Consider the following 18,513-nt stretch of genomic DNA (forward strand, 5'->3'; position numbering starts at 1 on the left):
GAAGTTAACCCCCTGCTATTTTTACTCTGAATTTCAGCGCTTCGAGAATCGCTTTTAGCTTATCTCTGTCATCACCTTGAACTTCGATGATACCCTCTTTTACTGCACCGCCTTGACCCATCTTACTTTTAATGGTTTTGGCTAATTTTTTTAAGTCATGTTGTTGGCTATCAATACCAACCACTAACATCACACCTTTACCTTTTCGACCTTTTGTTTGGCGTTCGATTCGTAAAAAACCATCTTTAAACATTTTACTTTGTGCAGGTTTACTTTCTTTGGGTTGTTCAATGCGCCCTGTAGAAGTTGAGTAAACTAGATTATTTTCGCTCATAGTGGATCTCGTTGTAGAAGCTTAGATAAATGATAACAAATTTAATCCTAAGTGTTTTATTTTTTGGCTTATTTGTTCTAAGCAGTTATATTTAGATAAGTCTTCGGAAAGATTTGTTAAATAGGAGTTTATTATGAGTTTGACGCGCAGTACATCTGCTGATGGCGCTATTTTAACCGTACAGATAAAAGGAAAGTTTGATTTTAATTTGGTGCAATCTTTTCGTCAGGCATACGCCGACTTAAACAGCAATATCAATAAAGTCGTTATTGACCTTAGAGAAACTGATTATATGGACAGTTCAGCATTAGGTATGTTGCTCAATATGAAAAAAAACCTAACGGGCAAAGTTGATACAATACAAATAAGTAACTGTCAGCCTCAATTAAAGAAAATCTTACAAATATCTCGTTTTGATAAAAAATTTGATATCGATTGATGCTTAATATATTGGTAGTCGATGATTTAGAGCTAAATCGTCGTTTATTAACTGTGATGTTAGAGCAACAAGGCTACCGAGTTTTCACTGCCGAAAATGGACTTGTTGCTTTAAGTCTTCTTGATGAACAAAAGATAGACATCGTACTGCTTGATGTCATTATGCCAGTAATGGACGGCTTTGAAACAGCTGCAATTATAAAAGAGCGCTACAGCCAAGTTTACTTACCTATTATTTTTATAACCTCTTTAGAAGACGAAGCAAGTTTTGAACGCTGCTTAGCGGTCGGTGGGGATGACTTTTTACACAAGCCATTCCAAGAGGTAATCTTAAATGCGAAAATTAAAGCACACAGCCGCATTCGCAACCTAAGTCAAAAAGCAAGAGAGCAGAATTTACAACTTGAGTACCATCAAAATCAAGTAGAACGTGAGCATGAAATTGTCGAGCACATTTTTAATAACGCGCTTGAAAACCAACAGTCATTCCCTACCCATTTAGATTTTCATTTATCGCCTGCCGCTATGTTTAATGGCGACATGTTTTTGGTTGGGCAAAGTCCAATTGGCAGCTTGTATTGTATGCTAGGAGACTTTACTGGTCATGGCTTAGCTGCTGCTGTTGGTGCATTACCGGCATCTAGAGTCTTTTATACGATGGTAAGTAAGGGCATGTCGGTAAGTGACATTGCAGCTGAGATTAACTCAGTATTGGCGAAGTTATTACCTGGGCATATGTTTTGTGCGGCAACTATTCTAGAGCTTAGCAATACAGGTAAAAGTGTTTCTGCATGGTTAGGTGGCCTGCCAGACACCTATATCATCGATCAGCAGGGAAATATAATTCGTACATTAGAATCTCAACATATGGCGTTGGGAATTTTAGAGGATGATGAATTTGAACGCGCTTTGATCCATACAGAGGTTGAAACTACATCACGAATCGTTATGGCGACTGACGGAATTATTGAAACGATTAATCCAAGAGAAGTTTATTTTGGAGAAAAACGGTTTAAAGATGTGCTTGCCTCTAGAGATAACATTTCCTGTCATCAAGTGCTCGAAAGAGTTAAGCGTTTTGCACAAGGTAACGAGCAGCAAGACGATTTAAGTTTAGTGTTGTTAAATTGTTTGCCGGTGCCTGAACCTGAACAAATGGTAGAACCTTATTCTGAATTGCCATTTAACTTCTCTTTAAGCTTAAATTCAAAGCAGATTAAAAGCACTGATCCTGTTTTAGAGGTTGTTAATGTAATCAGTCGGGTACCAGGTTTAAACGCTCACCGAGCCAATATTTTTCTTATCTTATCTGAGGCTTATAATAATGCGCTTGATCATGGTGTTTTAGGACTAGACTCTGATGTGAAAAATCATGACGAAGGTTTTTTAATTTATTATCAACAACGAGAAAAAGCATTAGCTAATTTAACCGATGCATTAATTATCATTGATATCCGCTATAGCCCTGAAGAGTATGCTTTGTATTTTACAATTTGTGACTCGGGACATGGATTTAACAAACAAGATTCTGAGCAACAAAACTTAGTGCGAGAGCATGGCAGAGGTTTATGTTTGCTGAGCGAAATTGCGACTGGCGTCACATTTAATAGTGCTGGCAATCAGGTCGAAATTTATTATCAATTAACAGCAAGCAGTACTAGCTCACAGTAAAATCGCATGTTATCATCTCGGCATTATAGATGTTTGGATGGCTAAATGATTTCTAACTACTTATCGACTGCTCAACTTGATTTACCAGAAAGCTTGGTTGTTGATCAATTATCAAACCTTGAACATTACCTTGCACAGTCAGCTTTACCTGCAGTGCGCTGGGAATACCAAATTCCTGAGCTAGGCGAGGGTGGTGCGTGTAGTTTATTTGGTTACTTACAAGATGAACCATTCAAATTAAACGACTATGTTGCAGAGGATGCTACCAATACTGAAAAGCTGGCCAAGCTTCAGCAAATCATCGATTTTGTCGTTGCCCAGACTCACGTTGATTGGTTTGGTATTTACCAAGCAACCAATACTGACGAAGGCTCTCAGTTATTAAAATTGGTATATCACGGAGCACCGAGTCGTCCATTATTCCCACTTACTGAAGCGTTTTCTAAAGCTAGTAATAATGTTCAAGTGGCACTTTCTAAGCAAGGTCGTGTGATCAATAACGTTGCTGATTATCTTGCCCAAGGTGGAGAGTATTATACTTGCGACCCTAAAGTGAAAGCAGAGACCTGTCTACCGCTGTTATCAGACAAAAATGAATGCTTAGGTATTATAGATGCGGAAGCATTTAATAATGATTTCTTTGATCAGCAAACCCTTGCATTACTTGTGGCTTGTTGTATTAAAATTCCTCAACTCTTGGTCTAATTTAACTAGTAATCAGGCTGGGTTTTTATGTTAAGCTAGTGGCAACGCTAACCCCTATAAAAAGAGATAGTCAATGTTCTCAGAATTAAAACCATTACCAACAGATCCTATTCTTGGCCTAATGGCGGCCTTTAAACAAGATACAAACCCAAAGAAAATCGATTTGGGTGTAGGTGTTTATAAGGATGAGCAAGGCAATACGCCGGTATTAAAAGCGGTTAAAAAAGCGGAAGCGTTTCGTTTAGAAAACGAAACCAGTAAATCGTACATTGGCTTGGCAGGTAACCTAGATTACTGCCAAAAAATGGAAAACTTATTACTGGGTGAGCATCCAGCACTTTTAGCTAATCGTGTTCGCACTGCACAAGCACCAGGTGGTACAGGTGCATTACGTGTTGCAGCTGAATTCATCAAACGTTGCAACAAAGATGCGACAGTATGGGTAACTACGCCAACGTGGGCAAACCACATCAGCTTATTTGAAGCGGCGGGCTTAACAGTAAAAGAATACCCTTACTACGATTACGAAAATAAAGACCTTTTATTTGATGACATGATTAATACCCTTAAGCAAGTGCCTAAAGGTGATGTGGTGTTATTCCACGCATGTTGTCACAACCCAAGCGGTATGGATTTAAATGCTGAGCAATGGAGCACAGTTGCAGATCTTGCTGTTGAAGTTGGTTTCACGCCACTGGTTGATATTGCTTACCAAGGTTTTGGTTCAAGCCTTGAAGAAGACGCAGCGGGTCTTCGTAAATTAGCAGCAGCGGTAGATGAGCTAATCATCTGTTCTTCTTGTTCGAAAAACTTCGGTCTATACCGCGAGCGTATCGGTGCATGTTCAATCATTGCTAAAGATGCAGCGACTGCTGATATCTCTAACTCTGTATTATTAAGTGTTGTACGTAGCATCTATTCAATGCCGCCTGCGCATGGTGCTGATATTGTTAGCACGATTTTAGGTAGCACTGAGCTGACGCAAATGTGGCATGACGAGCTTGATGAAATGCGTAATCGTATTAATGGTTTGCGCACTTTAATCAAAGAAAGCTTAGCTGCGAAAGGCATTGAGCAAGACTTCTCATTTATTGACCGTCAAAATGGTATGTTCTCATTCTTAGGTATTAATAAAGAGCAAATCGAGCGCTTACAAAAAGAGTATTCAATCTACATTGTTGGTTCTAGCCGTGTAAACGTAGCTGGTATCAGTGATGCAAACATTGATTACTTTGCAAATGCAGTAGCAGACGTTTGTAAATAATCGGCTTTATAGCGATAAAAAAACCGCAGTGACTGCGGTTTTTTTATGCCTGTAATATGTGTTACTACGAGTAGGTATTAGTGCAGCCAGCGAATGGCGTCATTGATCATGTTATTGTAGCTATCAAGTGGCGCACCAATACTCGCGATTAAGATAGTATCAGCCCGATCGCCTCGGTTGATGTGGCCTGCGAAACGCTCATCATTGAAATCATCAGAGCCGGTGCCAAATGGTTGCTCGTCAGAAGGCACAATGAATACCGTCATTGGGCCAAAATCTGACTCAAATACCAAGTGTAGGCCTTTTTTACCCTGAAAATCACAAAACATTAAATAGGTTACTTTACCTGGTAGCTCATCTAAGTGACCGCCAATGGTGGCAAACTTTTCGTTTACCGAAGCAAGATCTATTGCTTCATGTTTATCTAGCGAGCCAATTTCATGGTAAAGGTGCGCAAAGGCATGCTCACCCACACTGTATAACGTATGTTGTTTGTTACTGACAAAAAACACACTAATTGCCACTAAAAATGACGCTGCAGCGGCTAAATACAGTCGATTAAAGGCAAAGCGCGACTTAGCCTCAACAATGGTGTCTAGCGGTTGCTCAGCGCTTTCTTCTTCAGAACTATATGTATTATCAATAATTCGCTGTGCTAAATTTTCAGGCACGGGGATGTTAAGTGCTTTGCTTAGTTCATCGTCAAAGGCACGTACATCATCAATAAACGCCTGTTTATCTGTGTCCTGCTCGGCAAACGCTTCAAGTTCCTTATCAATAGTGCTTGGCTCGGCGAGGATGCGGCGGCGAAACTCGAGTTCATCCATTAATTTGATGCTCCTCTAAGTTGGTCATCATCACTGCTTAAAGCCTCTTTAAGCTGGTTTCTGGCACGAAAAAGTCGTGTCATGACAGTATTTTTATTTAAATCGAGGATCTCGGCGATTTCATCGCCAGAGCAACCCATTACCACTTGCAGCAGCAATGGTTCTCGATATTCTTGTGATAACTTTCCTATTTGTCGTTGAATCACTGTTTGTTCCATTTCAGCATCAAGGGTTGAACTTTGTTCATCTACAAGGGTGTCGTTTTCAACATCGGCGTAATCAAATTGTTTACGTTCAAAGCGGCGTGCATTCTCGCGGCGCAAAATAGTCAACAGCCAAGGTTTAACTGCTTGTTGATCTTGCAGTGAATCCAAGGCACGCCAAGCCCTCAGGAAGGTTTCCTGCACTAAGTCTTCAGCAATGTTCTGATCACGACACAACCAATACGCAAAGCGAAAAAGCTCACTGTGGTAGACATGAACCAGCGCTTCATATCGCTTTTGTTTTTCTGTCATAGTAACTAAGACCTGCCTATCAGAAAAAAACTTTCTGAGATTATTATTTTTTTCTTAAAAAAACGGCTAACTCAAGATTAGCCGTTTATTTTCAACTATTTAGGTTAATAGTTAATCATAAAGACTCTTTAATTCAGTGTCATTACTTGTTGATTTAGTTTGCTTTGCGGCTTGGCTTAGCAAGCTGACGATTAAACTTAAATCAACCTGTTCATCTGCTGAACTATAAAGTTTAGTGCGTAATTTAGCAATTTCATCATTAAGTTGTGTGTTTTTCAGTGATGCTAGTAAACACTCGATGGCCGCAGCATTTTTACCAGTCTGTTGTTTTGCGTAGTGGTTCAATGCGTTATAAAACCCAGAGTTATTGTTTTGTTTTGCAAACTGCTTAAGCTCATTTAACGATGCTGATGAACCACTGGTAGGTAATGGCTCAGCTGTCGGTTGCTGAGGACGCTTTTTATTAAAGTAAAGCACTAAGGTGATTAGCCAAAGTCCATAGCCGACCACTGCCACGATAATAAGCCACATAGGGGTCGTGACTTTTGTGACCGTTTGCATATTAGTTGGCGCATCACCCAGTTCATTAGAGCTTGCGGTTTGTGGCTCCGCGATAGCAGGAGCTGTGGGTGTGAGTGGGTTTGTACTTGGCACAACGGTTAATGTACGAGCAGGTATGGTCGCATAGCTAATACGATTGATTTTAGTATTAAACCAAGGCAGCTTTATTTCAGGCAATGTGTAAGTGCCCGGTGTTTGCGGTAATAAAGCATAAGAAGCTGTTTGCTGAGAAATAACACGGCCATCACGTACCAGATGGTTACTCTCTTTTTCATCAGGGTAGCTTCTAAAGCCTTGCACCTGTGGCATATCGATATCAGGAAGTTGCTCTTTAGTAACCCCCAATGCAGTTAAAGTAATGGTGCGAGTGATAGGGGTGCCAACTTCAACGGTGTCGTCTTTTGGTTGCCATTGCTCATCAAGGTTAACCAGTTCGCTTGGTAGCCATGCACCTGTGTAGTTATCTGGGATTGGCTTGATTTCAACATCAACATCTTCGCCCATCGCTGAGACAGCCATTTGGCGATAGTTTTGACGAATACGGCCATTAAACACAGGTGCCGTAATAGTATTTACACCACTTTTTTGTGGCTGCACTAAGTACTCGCGAGTGATCACTAAATAGCGTTTGCCATCAATTAACTCATAGTCTTCAGATTGTTTGTTAATTGGGGTTAGCTCAGCGTTTTCCATTTCTGGCGTAGTTAAGTTGCCATCCAGCAATTCTTTGTTGTTGTCTAAATACAATTTAACCGTATAAACACCGGCTTCTTGCACGTATAAGCTAGTTGGCTTGATGCTTGTTTTTATGAAGGCTTCTTTATTTTGTTCTGAGGTTTGACTGCGCTTAGCCACCGTTAGCTCAATCGGTTTTGAACTGACACCGGCAACAGTAAAGGCAGGGATGGTATAAGTGCCTTCTTTGCGGGTCATCAGCTTTACAGACCAGTTAGTTTGCTTACTGATTTCACCATTAATAATATTAGTACGTGAGCTGACACTGGTTGGCCCTACAACAAAGTCTTTTAATAGCACCGAAGTGTCTGGTTGTTCGCTGTTAATAGAATCGTCTGCTGAGATGGTTAAAACAAAAAACTCACCGGCAAGGACAGGATTTTTATCAACACTTGCCTGTAACTGGGTGGCAGCCCAAAGCGGCGCTGCCGCGATTAGCAATAAACAACATAATAATCGCATTACCATGATTTTTCGGCTCCTCGTGGACGACGTTGGTAGTTTCGTTTTTGTGCTTCTAATTGCATTTTATTTCTTAATAAGATCGCTGGATCATCGGGAACTTTACGCAGCAGCTGGTTAAGTTGCTGGGCTTTTTCTTTCTCTTCATTGGTCAGTTCAGCAGCTTGTGCTTGCATAGCCTGTTGCTCTGCTTGCTGTTTAGCTTGTTCATCGCTTTGCGATGGCTGTGGCTGGGCCTCTTGTTGCTCAGGAGCTTGCTCTGGCTGTTGTTCTCCAGATTGTGACGACGTGTCTTTTTCAGATTCCATTTCAGGTTTGTTTTGCTGGTCACTATTAGACTCGCTTTGCTCACCTTTTTGATCTGATTGCTCACCTTGCTCTGAAGGTTGTTGGCCATCTTGCTGCTCACTCTGCTCAGAGTTTTCACCTTGCTGTGAATTTTCACCCTGTTGCTTTTGTTGGTTATCTTGCTGACCATCAGAGTTTTGTTGATCATTGTTTTGCTGTTGATCTTGTTGCTGCTGTTGTTGCTCTTGCTGCTGCAATAACTGTTCAACGAGGGCTTGGTTTTCTTTTGCCTCAGTGAAGTCATTTTTAAGCTGTTGGGCTTGCTTATACGCTTCTATGGCTTGCTCTAGCTCACCGGCCTTAGCAAGGGCATTTCCGTAGTTATACAAACCCGTTGCAGATTTATCTTCACTAAACGCATCCATAGCAGCTTGGTAATTACCTTGCTGATAAAGAGCTGCGCCTTTAAGTTGTGTGTTTTGTGCTTGGGCGGCTTGTTCAAATTGATTTTGCTGATAGGCATCAAGAGCACGTTGGTCTTGGTTTTTAAATACGTCTGGTAACTCAGCAGCGTAAACCTGTTGCTGAGGTAGAAGCATAACAAACAAAAAGCCAAACACTAAGCTGCTACGGCGAATTAAAAAGAGCGCTAACGGCAATAAAATAATCAGGCCGTAAATACCTGCATCAACTCGCCATAATGCTTGGCTTTGTTTCTCATCTTTGAGTACTTCTGCATTGGCAGTGGGGGCAAATGTTTGAATATCCTGATTACTGGTTTGATACAGTGCGAATTTGCCACCGCTGTTGCGCGCAAGCGAACTTAAGCGGCTAACATTAAGCGTCGGAATCACAATCTGTCCTTGCATATCTTTTAAAAAGCCACCTTCTGGTAGCTTAATTGGCGCACCTTGCTCTGTGCCGACGCCATAGACATTTAAACGATAACTAGACTGAGCGGTAAAGCGGCTAATATCTTCTTGATCTAGGCTATCAACCCCATCGGTGACTAAAATAATATCACCATCTAAATAGCCGGCTTGTTTAAGTAAATCGTCTGCTTTTTCTAGGCCTTCAATAACATTCGAACCTTTGCTAGGCATGATATCAGGGCTTAGGCTTGGGATAAGGTTAGCCAAAGTGCTAGCATCATTAGTTAGCGGTGAAATAGTAAATGCAGAGCCTGCATAAGCCACTAATGCCGTATCACCTTCTTTGAAAAGCTCAATCATATCAAGTGCTTTAAATCTAGCCTGCACTAATCGGCTTGGTGCGATGTCGTTACTGAACATGGAGTACGACATATCCATCACAATGACCCGCGCATTCTTTGCTTGAAACACCGGAACTTGTTCCTTTTCAAAGCTTGGACCTGCTGCAAAAACGATGGCTAAAAGAGTAAATACAGCAACTAGCCAAAGCGGTTGGCTTTGTTTTTTATGATTGTCGCTCATTACAAACTGCGCCAAATGGGGCGCAATTAAATCAGCGGGGGCGCTTTTTTTGTTGCGTACCAACAGCACACTAAAAATAATCAGCGCGGGAATTAATAACCAAAGTAGGGCAGGGCGAATAAATTCAAAATCCATACTAGCTCTCCTGCTTAAATTGGCGAATAAAACTGACGAGCATTGCTATGCTTATTAAGCCTAGCGCCACAAGCAGTGGAATATAAAACAATGAAATTTGTGGGCGGAACGTTTGTTCATCGCTACTAATTGGCTCAAGCTTATCGAGCTCTTGATAAATTTGCTGTAAGCCAGCCACATCTTTTGCTCTAAAGTATAAGCCGCCGGTTTGCTCGGCAATACGCGTGAGTAGGCTTTCATCTAAGTTACCGCCTCTCATCCCACCCACATTAAATATGCTGAAACCACGAGGGTTATCAGAGCCAACACCTATGGTATATACCTTAATGCCTTCTTCGCGGGCTAACAGCAGGGCATCTTCAGGATCAAGGTTACCGGCGGTGTTTTGACCATCGGTTAATAGTACAACTATACGGTTACTTTCATCTTTATTAGCAAAACGTTTTACGGATAAACCTAACGCATCACCAATGGCTGTTGCTCTACCTACTAGGCCAATTTGCGCTTCGCTGAGCATTTGGCTCACCGTTTTAACATCACGGGTAAGGGGGGTTTGTAAAAATGCGGTATCCCCAAATAAGATAAGACCAAGGCGGTCACCTTGACGCTGCTCGATAAAATCACTGAGTACAGCTTTTACCATGGTAAGCCTATCAACATATTGATTCTGATAGGCCATATCTTGCTCTGTCATCGAGCCAGATAAATCCACCGCCAGCATAATATCGCGGCCTTCATTAGGCAGCGTGATAGGTTCATCAAGCCAAGTTGGGTTTGCAATAGCGACAACCAATAGAACCCATACTAGCCACTCGAGCAATGAGACTTTGCGGCTATGTTGCTGTACTGCTTGATTATTTAAGCCAAGCTTAGCAAAGCCAGGAATACGTAAACGTAACTGCCCTTGCTGCTTTAACGGCATAAAGCGGCTTAATAACCAAGGCAGAGGTAAAAGCACAAAACACCATGGCCAACTAAACTCAAACATTAATTGGCTCCTTGAGTTTAAAGTTGCTAATAGCACTGCGTAATTTAGCCCCGAGCTCAGCATTATTACTTTGTTGTTGATAAAGCGGCATTAGTTCGTCGTAACTAAAGTTGTCGCCACTGAGTTTAGATAAACTTTCTGACCACTTAGCCAAAGGCTGAGAAGCAAGCTGACTGCTGTAATAATGACGAGTTAAGCGTTTTAAAATAATGTGCAGCTCTTGCGCATTATCATCACTAAGGGTTTTACTTAATTTAATGGCTTGTTTTTTGGCTTTTTTAAACTGCTGGTTTTTATATAAAAGCACTAAGCCGATAATTAATAACGAACCAACTAAGGCGATGATCAGCCACCAAATTGGAGCAAGTGGCCACCATGCAACCTCGGTCGGTGCAATGACATCATGTAAGCCATCTAGCGGATTTTTTTGCATTGTTACTTTCTCACTAATTGCAGCTCAAGAGGCGTGGCTGCACTGAATGAAATTAAACTAAGCCCAGATTTTTGTAAGCGTTTTAATCTATTAGAAAACGACGCTTCGGCAGACTTAGCAAAGCGCTCGCGAAATTGCTTATCCATTAGCGGTAACGCAAGCTCTTGGCCATTCGCAGACACGGTCACCGTTTGTTTAAAAGCAGGTAGCTGGTGCTCGAACGGATCGCTAATATGGCAGCCAATCAATTCACAGTGCCTGCTCAGCATTTCAAGTTGTTTGAAGCTGGCTTCATCAAGGGCACTAAAATCAGAAACGATATAAACCAAGCTTCCTGGTTTTGCTAAATGATTAAGACGTTTAAGGTTTTCGCTAAATAAGCTGGTGGCTGTTTGATCGATATTAGTCAGAGCTTGGCTGTGAATATCACATAAGTTGTGACACAGCTTTAACACGGCTTTTTCTCGAGAGGTCGGTTTTAATTCGTGATGGCCTTGCTGATTAAACACCAAACCACCGATGCGATCACCTCGTTGACACGCCGACCAAGCAACCAGTGCGCTGATGTGCGCTGCTTGCACTGACTTCAACAGTAACTTTGAGCCAAACAGCATCGAGTTAGAAAAGTCGGTAAAGACAAAAACAGGGCGTTCTTTTTCTTCTTGAAACAGCTTAGTGTGGGTTTCGCCAGACCGTGCAGTAACACGCCAGTCGATAGAGCGTATGTCATCACCGGCTTGGTAATGGCGCACCTCGGCAAACTCCATACCACGCCCCTTGTGAGGCGCAAGGTATTGCCCAGCCAAGCTGTTTTTGATTTTTACTTTGGGCGCAAGTTCTAGCAAACGAGCTTTGGCTTTGTAATACATCAACTCTTTGAGTGATAAATTGACGCCTTGACTATGACTCGCTGCTAACCACGCCGCTGGATCAAATTGGCTCGACATAGCTTATGGCACTGCCACCAATTCTAAAATACGGCTGATCACATCGTCTTTACTGATGCCATCGGCCTGTGCTTCGTAACTTAAGATAATACGGTGACGCAATACATTATGCAGCACTGCTTGAATATCATCTGGGGCAACAAAGTCACGACCTTCAAGCCAAGCATGCGCGCGGGCACACTTATCAAGGGCAATGGTTGCACGTGGGCTTGCGCCATATTCAATCCAGCGACCAAGTTGCTCATCAAGCTCAGCTGCTTCACGAGTGGCAACAATTAACTGTACTAGGTATTTCTCAAGCGGCTCAGCTAAATACAAACCTAATATGGCTTTACGGGCAGCAAATAACTCACTTTGACTAATTTGTTGTGTCGTTGCTTGCTTGTCAGAAATAGCCTCGCCACGGGTTAGGCGTAGGATATCTAATTCGTGTTCAGCACCCGGGTAATCAATGCTCAAATGCAATAAGAAGCGGTCAAGCTGAGCTTCTGGCAGAGGGTAAGTGCCTTCTTGCTCTAGCGGGTTTTGGGTTGCCATAACCATAAATAGATCAGACAGTGGATAGGTGTTTTTACCTACCGTTACTTGGCGTTCAGCCATGGCTTCTAGTAGGGCTGATTGCACTTTAGCAGGAGCACGGTTTATTTCATCTGCCAAAATTAGGTTATGAAATAACGGACCCTTTTCAAATACGAACTCACTGGTTTGCTGGCGATAAATATCAGTACCAGTTACATCTGCAGGTAATAAGTCTGGGGTAAATTGTACACGTTGGAAACTGCCTTCAACGCCTTTTGCTAAGGCATTGACAGCACGCGTTTTCGCAAGACCCGGAGGGCCTTCAACTAATAAGTGGCCATCTGCCAAAATTGCGATTAACAGTGCTTGAGTTAATTGTGGTTGGCCGATAATTTGCGTGTCTAGATATGATTTTAATTGTGAAAATGCGTTAACTGCCATAATAAAAAGACTGTCCTAAAAGCGTGAGTCAAAAATTGTTTTTGTTATGCGCCAATGCGTTATATTCAGTACCGATAAATTATTTGCGCGGTACCGTGGTGGGCGCTATTAACAAGTTATAAGGATTCAAAAGTTATAACACAAGTGTTAGACACAAAATCCTCAAATAGTTCGTTATTTTTTAAGGATTTTTAGCCTACCATATAAATACGGTGTTTTTTTGTAAATAGGCCGAAAAAAGCCTATGGTTGAAAACTTACTATTGGCATTCGTACACGGGTTGTTTTAGAATCAGGAAAAACAAACAGGTCAGACCTGTCAGCGGGAGAGCATAAATGTCTGAGCAAAATATACTTAAAACAGCAAAAGGCGATCGTATCGCTATCGTTAGCGGCCTGCGAACGCCATTCGCGAAGCAAGCCACAGCATTCCATCATGTACCAGCCCTTGATATGGGTAAGTTAGTTGTCAACGAAATGCTTGAACGACTTAACTTTGATAAATCTGAAATTGACCAACTTGTATTTGGACAAGTAGTGCAAATGCCAGAAGCGCCAAATATTGCCCGTGAAATCGTATTAGGTACGGGTATGCCTGTTTCTGTTGATGCTTATTCTGTTTCGCGTGCGTGTGCAACAAGTTTTCAAGCCATTGCTAACGTAGCCGAGTCAATTATGGCAGGTTCAGTGCAAGTAGGTATCGCCGGTGGTGCTGACTCATCATCTGTATTACCAATTGGTGTTAGTAAAAAATTAGCCGGTAGCCTTGTTGATTTAAACAAGGCACGTACGCTTGGCCAGCGATTAAAGATTTTCTCTAAACTACGTTTAAAAGATTTACTTCCGGTTCCGCCTGCGGTCGCTGAGTACTCTACTGGTTTATCTATGGGTCAAACAGCAGAGCAAATGGCGAAAACGCACAGCATCAGCCGCGAAGATCAAGATGCTTTAGCGCATCGTTCACACACCCTTGCAAGCCAAGCGTGGGCAGATGGTAAACTGAAAGACGAAGTAATGACTGCCCATGTAGCACCTTATAAGAGCTTTATTGAGCAAGACAATAACATTCGTCATAACTCAACAGTTGAAGGCTACGCGAAATTAAAACCAGTGTTTGACCGTCAACACGGCTCAGTTACCGCAGCTAACGCAACGCCATTAACTGATGGGGCGGCTGCGGTATTAATGATGAGTGAGAGTAAAGCCAAAGCATTGGGTTACGACATTCTAGGTTATGTACGCAGTTTTGCTTTCTCAGCAATTGGTGTACATGAAGATATGCTAATGGGTCCGGCGCATTCAACGCCAATTGCCCTAGATAGAGCTGGTATCACATTAGCTGATTTAGATTTAATCGAAATGCATGAAGCATTTGCAGCGCAAACACTGGCTAATATGAAGATGTTTGCGTCAGATAAATTTGCACAAGAAAAGCTAGGTCGCAGCAAAGCGATCGGCGAAATAAACATGGACAAGTTCAATGTATTAGGTGGCTCACTTGCATACGGTCACCCATTTGCGGCAACAGGTGCGCGCCTGATCACGCAAAGCTTACATGAACTTAATCGTCGCGGTGGCGGCTTAGCGCTTACTACTGCGTGTGCAGCGGGTGGCTTAGGCGCAGCCTTTGTATTGGAGAGTGCGTAATGACAGATTCAGTATTTAGTTTATCAGTGGCTGATGACGGCGTAGCCGTTGTAACCATTGATGTGCCGGGTGAGAAAATGAACACCCTGCGCAGCAGTTTTGCAGAAGATTTAAAAACCTTACTCAAAGACGCACAAGCGCAAGCAGTAAAAGGAATGGTATTTATCAGTGGTAAAAGCGATAACTTTATCGCCGGTGCTGATATTAAAATGCTTGATAGCGCCAATAGCCGTGAAGATGCATTAGCGTTAAGCGAAATGTGTCAGCAAGCATTTTTTGATATGAAAAAACTGCCTTTCCCAACAGTAAGTGCTATTCATGGTGCTGCATTGGGTGGCGGTTTAGAGTTTGCTTTAGCGTGTGATTATCGCGTGTGTTCAGACAGCGATATCACTAAGCTCGGTTTGCCAGAAGTCCAGTTAGGCTTATTGCCTGGCGGTGGTGGTACTCAACGTTTACCAAAATTAGTTGGCCTGCAAAAAGCACTTGAGTGGATGCTTACAGGTAAGCAAGTGCGTGCTAAGCAAGCGAAGAAAACAGGCTTAGTAAATGACTGTGTACCACATAGCGTATTGCTAGATGTTGCTAAAGAGTTTGCTCTTAAAGGTAAGGCGAAGGTTACTAAACCTAAGTTAGATCGTTTAAGCCAATTACTTGAGTCGAACCCATTTGGCCGCAATATTATTTTCAAAAAAGCACAAGAAAACGTGCTGAAGAAAACAGGCGGTCATTACCCAGCACCTTTAGCCATTATTAAAGCGGTTCGTGCAAGTGTTGAACTTGATCAGTTAAAAGCATACAAAACTGAAGCTGAAGGTTTTGCCACGCTGGTAATGAGTGATGAGTCAAAAGCATTACGCGGTATTTTCTTTGCAACCACCGAAATGAAAAAAGAGTGGCGTAATGATGATGCACCAGCAATCGCTAAAGCGGCAGTTTTAGGTGGCGGCCTCATGGGCGCGGGTATTGCCCATGTTAGTGCTGTAAAAGCGGGTGTTCCAGTGCGCATTAAAGATGTGGCTGAAAAGGGCATTAGCAATGCAATGAACTACAGCTATAAGATTTTAGATAAAAAGCAAAAGCGTCGTATTTTATCTAAAGCTGATCTACAGCAAACCATGAACCGCATTACCGGTACTACCGATTACAGCGGCTTTAAACACATTGATATCGTTATCGAAGCGGTGTTTGAAGATCTTGCTTTAAAGCAAGGTATGGTGGCTGATGTAGAACGTGAATGCCAAGACAACACGATTTTTGCAAGTAATACCTCATCATTACCAATTGCACAAATTGCTGCAGATGCAGCGCGCCCAGAAAATGTAATTGGTCTGCATTACTTCTCACCTGTTGAGAAAATGCCACTTGTTGAGATCATTCCACACGCTGGTACGTCTGAAGAAACTATCGCACGCGTTGTTAACTTTGCCCGTAAGCAAGGTAAAACACCGATTGTGGTTAAAGACATGGCTGGTTTCTATGTAAACCGCATCTTAGCGCCTTATGTCAATGAAGCGGCTAATTTACTGCTTGCAGGTGAGCCAATTGAAAAGATTGACCAAGCATTGGTTGAGTTTGGTTTCCCTGTTGGGCCTTTAGCGTTACTTGATGAAGTAGGGATTGATATCGGTTCTAAAATTGCGCCAATCCTTGAAAAAGAATTGGGCGAGCGTTTTAAAGCACCTGACGCTTTTAATCGCTTAATCGATTCTAAGCGTTTAGGTCGTAAGACTGGCCGTGGTTTTTATCTTTACGACAAGAAAGATAAAAAAGTGGATGAGTCAGTTTACGAGCTACTTGGTGTTACGCCATCACCTCGTTTAAACAAGAGCGAAATTGCTAAACGTTGTGTTGCGCAAATGCTAAATGAAGCGGTGCGCTGTTTAGATGATGGCATTATTGCAAGCCCGCGTGATGGTGATATTGGTGCTATTTTTGGTATTGGTTTCCCACCATTCTTAGGCGGTCCATTTAGCTATATGGATAAACTGGGTGCAGCAAAAGTGAGCTCAGAAATGGCGACTTTTGCTAACTACAACCCAATTTTCACACCTTGCGATACGTTAAAAGCAATGGCTGAAAAGGGTGATCGTTTTTACCAAGCAGAAAGCGAAGAGCCTGAAGTAGTTGAAGCTGCTCCTGTCGATCCGGTTGAATTAACCAAAGAGGTGGTTGAAGACGAGCAAGCGTCAGAAGATGCTGATACAGAAACGACTAAAAGCTAATTCTTTAAATTAGTTAATTTTAAAAGCCCTGCTCACATTGAGTGGGGCTTTTTTATTGGTTCGAACTTGGTTAGAAGTTGAGCGGATTAAATCTTGACTATATGTTATTATCTATATAGATTTAAATCTATGGTCAAGGAGGACTCATATGTGGTTAGTTGAAACAACCGACAGGTTCGATAATTGGTTTGACGCCTTAGATGACACAGACCGAACTAATGTACTTGCGTGTTTATTGGTTCTTCAGGAGCGAGGTCCTATGCTAGCAAGACCTTATGCAGATACAGTGTATGGTTCTTGTTTTAGTAATATGAAGGAGCTAAGGATTCAAAGTAAAGGGATTCCGATACGTGCTTTTTTTGCTTTTGATACAAATCGAAAAGCGATTGTTCTCTGTGCGGGTAATAAAAACTCAAATGAAAAAAGGTTTTATGAGCAAATGATCCCGATAGCTGATAGTGAATATTCGGCTCACCTAGATAAGTTAGAAAAGAGGTAAATATAATGGCTAGAACACTGGAAAAGTTATTGGCGAATGAAAAACCAGAAGTGGTAGCCAAAGCTAAGAAAGCGGCGTCAGATATGCTTCTTAATATTCATTTAGCAGAGCTTCGTGAACATATGAAACTAACACAAGGTGAGATGGCGAAAGAGCTTGGCGTCAAGCAGCCAACGATATCTGACATGGAGAAACCAGGTCGTGACGTTAGATTATCATCATTAAAGCGCTATGTTGAAGCTGCTGGGGGTACCTTAAGACTTGATGTTGAGCTCCCGGACGGGAGTCATTTTGGCTTTGAAGTATAACTAAGTTAAGTCTAAAAAATGTGGGCTTTTCTTCTATATTGGCCATAAGTGGTATTTAACTCACGAAATCAGTTTGTTATAACTAGGTTTATTTACAAAGCGATTAATCACCATGACTCTCACCACTGCGCGATTAACATTAAGGCTGTTAAATGCCGATGACTGGCCGCTGTTTTATACTTTGCATAATGATGCTCAAGTGATAGAGAAGTGCTTCGATAAGCCCTCAGAGGCGCAACTACGAGCAAAGTTTAATGAGCGTTTAAAGCCTTGGCAGCCAAATTCGAATTCACCACTTTGTTTAGTTATTGTTGAAACCAGTACGGGTAAAGAGGTGGGTGTGACGGGGTTTACTTCATCAACAGTGCCAGATAGTCAAGAAGTTGGTTATTTGCTACTGCCTAACTTTCATGGTCGTGGCTATGCCACAGAGTCTTTGCAAGCGGTGCTTGATTACGCCAAATCAGAGCATGCTGTGCGTGAATTTAAAGCGGTTGTCACCGAGGGTAATATCGGTTCAGAAAAAGTACTTGAGAAATGTGGTTTTCAGTTAGTCGATAAGCAACTAGATGCGTATGCTATTGGCGGTGTTTTGTATACCGATCATCATTTTCATTTAAGTTGCACTGATCACAGAGCGTGATCAGTGCGCAATTTTACAGATGAAGCTCAATTGCTTTTCTGTCTTTTTCTGGCATATTCGCAACCACTAAATCAAACGAATTATCAATCATTCGTTCAATCTCTCCCTGTGGTACGGTGCCATCTAAAATAACCGTATTCCATAAACGTTTGTTCATGTGATAACCCGGGATCACCGACGGGAAAATATCACGCAGTGCTTGGGCTTCATCTGGATCGCATTTCAGATTTAGCCACCATACAAGGTTTCCCTCATCGTCAGTTTGACCTTCTTTGCCCTCGGCAAGGGTAGCAAACATTTTATGATTCACCTTGTAAACGTCGACATCTTGGCCAAATGGTTGGGTGATCATCACCAATGGCTTTTTCATTAAATACTCGTGTACTGTGTGTTGATTCATGATCCAATCCTTGAAGTCATTTTTCGTAGTTATAAACATAGCAGCTTTTTCGTAGTTTGGAGACAACTATCGTTA

At 42.0% G+C, this 18,513-nt stretch carries 18 protein-coding genes and 1 pseudogene; 9 read left to right on the plus strand and 10 right to left on the minus strand.

Going from position 1 to position 18,513, the window contains the following annotated elements:
• Window positions 1-4: 4 nt before the first annotated feature.
• On the minus strand, window positions 5-334 hold the full coding sequence (locus BIZ38_RS10000) for a stress response translation initiation inhibitor YciH (RefSeq protein WP_187490193.1): 330 nt from the start codon (window positions 332-334) through the stop codon (window positions 5-7).
• A 133-nt stretch (window positions 335-467) separates the two neighbouring features.
• On the opposite strand from BIZ38_RS10000, the gene BIZ38_RS10005 reads away from it, so the two are divergent.
• The 4 genes from BIZ38_RS10005 (at window position 468) to BIZ38_RS10020 (ending at window position 4,412) form a co-directional block, all read left to right on the plus strand.
• A complete protein-coding gene (locus tag BIZ38_RS10005; RefSeq protein WP_054553230.1) occupies window positions 468-773 on the plus strand; it encodes an STAS domain-containing protein in 306 nt (101 codons plus the stop codon).
• Window positions 773-2,443: a fused response regulator/phosphatase gene (locus tag BIZ38_RS10010; RefSeq protein ID WP_187490194.1), complete on the plus strand. Its 1,671-nt coding sequence runs from the start codon at window positions 773-775 to the stop codon at window positions 2,441-2,443. The genes BIZ38_RS10005 and BIZ38_RS10010 overlap by 1 nt, the downstream gene beginning before the upstream one ends.
• Window positions 2,444-2,488: 45 nt before the next feature.
• Window positions 2,489-3,148: a GAF domain-containing protein gene (locus BIZ38_RS10015; protein ID WP_187490195.1), complete on the plus strand. Its 660-nt coding sequence runs from the start codon at window positions 2,489-2,491 to the stop codon at window positions 3,146-3,148.
• A gap of 73 nt (window positions 3,149-3,221) precedes the next feature.
• Window positions 3,222-4,412, plus strand: a complete 1,191-nt coding sequence (locus BIZ38_RS10020) for an amino acid aminotransferase (protein WP_054553227.1) — start codon at window positions 3,222-3,224, stop codon at window positions 4,410-4,412.
• 77 nt (window positions 4,413-4,489) lie between these two features.
• On the opposite strand, the gene BIZ38_RS10025 is transcribed toward BIZ38_RS10020, so the two are convergent.
• The 8 genes and pseudogenes from BIZ38_RS10025 to BIZ38_RS10060 form a co-directional block, all read right to left on the minus strand.
• Complete coding sequence (locus tag BIZ38_RS10025) at window positions 4,490-5,239, minus strand: DUF3379 family protein (protein WP_187490196.1); 750 nt, start codon at window positions 5,237-5,239, stop codon at window positions 4,490-4,492.
• Window positions 5,239-5,787 (minus strand): annotated as a pseudogene (locus tag BIZ38_RS10030) (sigma-70 family RNA polymerase sigma factor); the annotation flags it as partial. The pseudogene BIZ38_RS10030 and the gene BIZ38_RS10025, both read right to left, overlap by 1 nt.
• 78 nt (window positions 5,788-5,865) lie before the next feature.
• Window positions 5,866-7,518, minus strand: coding sequence for a BatD family protein (locus BIZ38_RS10035; protein ID WP_187490197.1), 1,653 nt, complete (start codon window positions 7,516-7,518; stop codon window positions 5,866-5,868).
• Complete coding sequence (locus tag BIZ38_RS10040) at window positions 7,512-9,389, minus strand: vWA domain-containing protein (RefSeq protein ID WP_187490198.1); 1,878 nt, start codon at window positions 9,387-9,389, stop codon at window positions 7,512-7,514. The genes BIZ38_RS10035 and BIZ38_RS10040 overlap by 7 nt, the downstream gene beginning before the upstream one ends.
• 1 nt (window position 9,390) lies before the next feature.
• The gene (locus tag BIZ38_RS10045; RefSeq protein ID WP_187490199.1) at window positions 9,391-10,377 is read right to left on the minus strand and encodes a vWA domain-containing protein; all 987 of its coding nucleotides are present in this window, start codon (window positions 10,375-10,377) and stop codon (window positions 9,391-9,393) included.
• On the minus strand, window positions 10,370-10,810 hold the full coding sequence (locus BIZ38_RS10050) for a DUF4381 domain-containing protein (protein ID WP_187490200.1): 441 nt from the start codon (window positions 10,808-10,810) through the stop codon (window positions 10,370-10,372). Before BIZ38_RS10050 ends, BIZ38_RS10045 begins: the two co-directional genes overlap by 8 nt.
• A 2-nt stretch (window positions 10,811-10,812) precedes the next feature.
• Window positions 10,813-11,757: a DUF58 domain-containing protein gene (locus BIZ38_RS10055; protein ID WP_187490201.1), complete on the minus strand. Its 945-nt coding sequence runs from the start codon at window positions 11,755-11,757 to the stop codon at window positions 10,813-10,815.
• A 3-nt stretch (window positions 11,758-11,760) separates the two neighbouring features.
• Window positions 11,761-12,717: an AAA family ATPase gene (locus BIZ38_RS10060; RefSeq protein WP_054553219.1), complete on the minus strand. Its 957-nt coding sequence runs from the start codon at window positions 12,715-12,717 to the stop codon at window positions 11,761-11,763.
• A gap of 335 nt (window positions 12,718-13,052) precedes the next feature.
• Between BIZ38_RS10060 and fadI the strand changes: the two genes are divergently transcribed.
• The 5 genes from fadI to BIZ38_RS10085 all read left to right on the plus strand — a co-directional run bounded on the left by fadI (window position 13,053) and on the right by BIZ38_RS10085 (window position 18,038).
• A complete protein-coding gene (fadI, locus tag BIZ38_RS10065) occupies window positions 13,053-14,363 on the plus strand; it encodes an acetyl-CoA C-acyltransferase FadI (RefSeq protein WP_054553218.1) in 1,311 nt (436 codons plus the stop codon).
• A complete protein-coding gene (fadJ, locus tag BIZ38_RS10070; RefSeq protein ID WP_187490202.1) occupies window positions 14,363-16,588 on the plus strand; it encodes a fatty acid oxidation complex subunit alpha FadJ in 2,226 nt (741 codons plus the stop codon). Before fadI ends, fadJ begins: the two co-directional genes overlap by 1 nt.
• Window positions 16,589-16,736: 148 nt before the next feature.
• The gene (locus BIZ38_RS10075; protein WP_187490203.1) at window positions 16,737-17,087 is read left to right on the plus strand and encodes a type II toxin-antitoxin system RelE/ParE family toxin; all 351 of its coding nucleotides are present in this window, start codon (window positions 16,737-16,739) and stop codon (window positions 17,085-17,087) included.
• A gap of 5 nt (window positions 17,088-17,092) precedes the next feature.
• Window positions 17,093-17,395 (plus strand): helix-turn-helix domain-containing protein, encoded by a 303-nt coding sequence (locus tag BIZ38_RS10080; protein WP_054553216.1) that lies wholly within the window; start codon window positions 17,093-17,095, stop codon window positions 17,393-17,395.
• Window positions 17,396-17,507: 112 nt separating this feature from the next.
• On the plus strand, window positions 17,508-18,038 hold the full coding sequence (locus BIZ38_RS10085; protein ID WP_054553215.1) for a GNAT family N-acetyltransferase: 531 nt from the start codon (window positions 17,508-17,510) through the stop codon (window positions 18,036-18,038).
• A gap of 13 nt (window positions 18,039-18,051) precedes the next feature.
• On the opposite strand, the gene BIZ38_RS10090 is transcribed toward BIZ38_RS10085, so the two are convergent.
• The gene (locus BIZ38_RS10090; RefSeq protein ID WP_054553214.1) at window positions 18,052-18,438 is read right to left on the minus strand and encodes an MmcQ/YjbR family DNA-binding protein; all 387 of its coding nucleotides are present in this window, start codon (window positions 18,436-18,438) and stop codon (window positions 18,052-18,054) included.
• Window positions 18,439-18,513: the final 75 nt, after the last annotated feature.

Origin of the sequence: Pseudoalteromonas sp. BZK2 (assembly GCF_014349195.1) — a bacterium.
In the GTDB taxonomy this organism is placed as follows: Bacteria; Pseudomonadota; Gammaproteobacteria; order Enterobacterales; family Alteromonadaceae; genus Pseudoalteromonas; species Pseudoalteromonas simplex.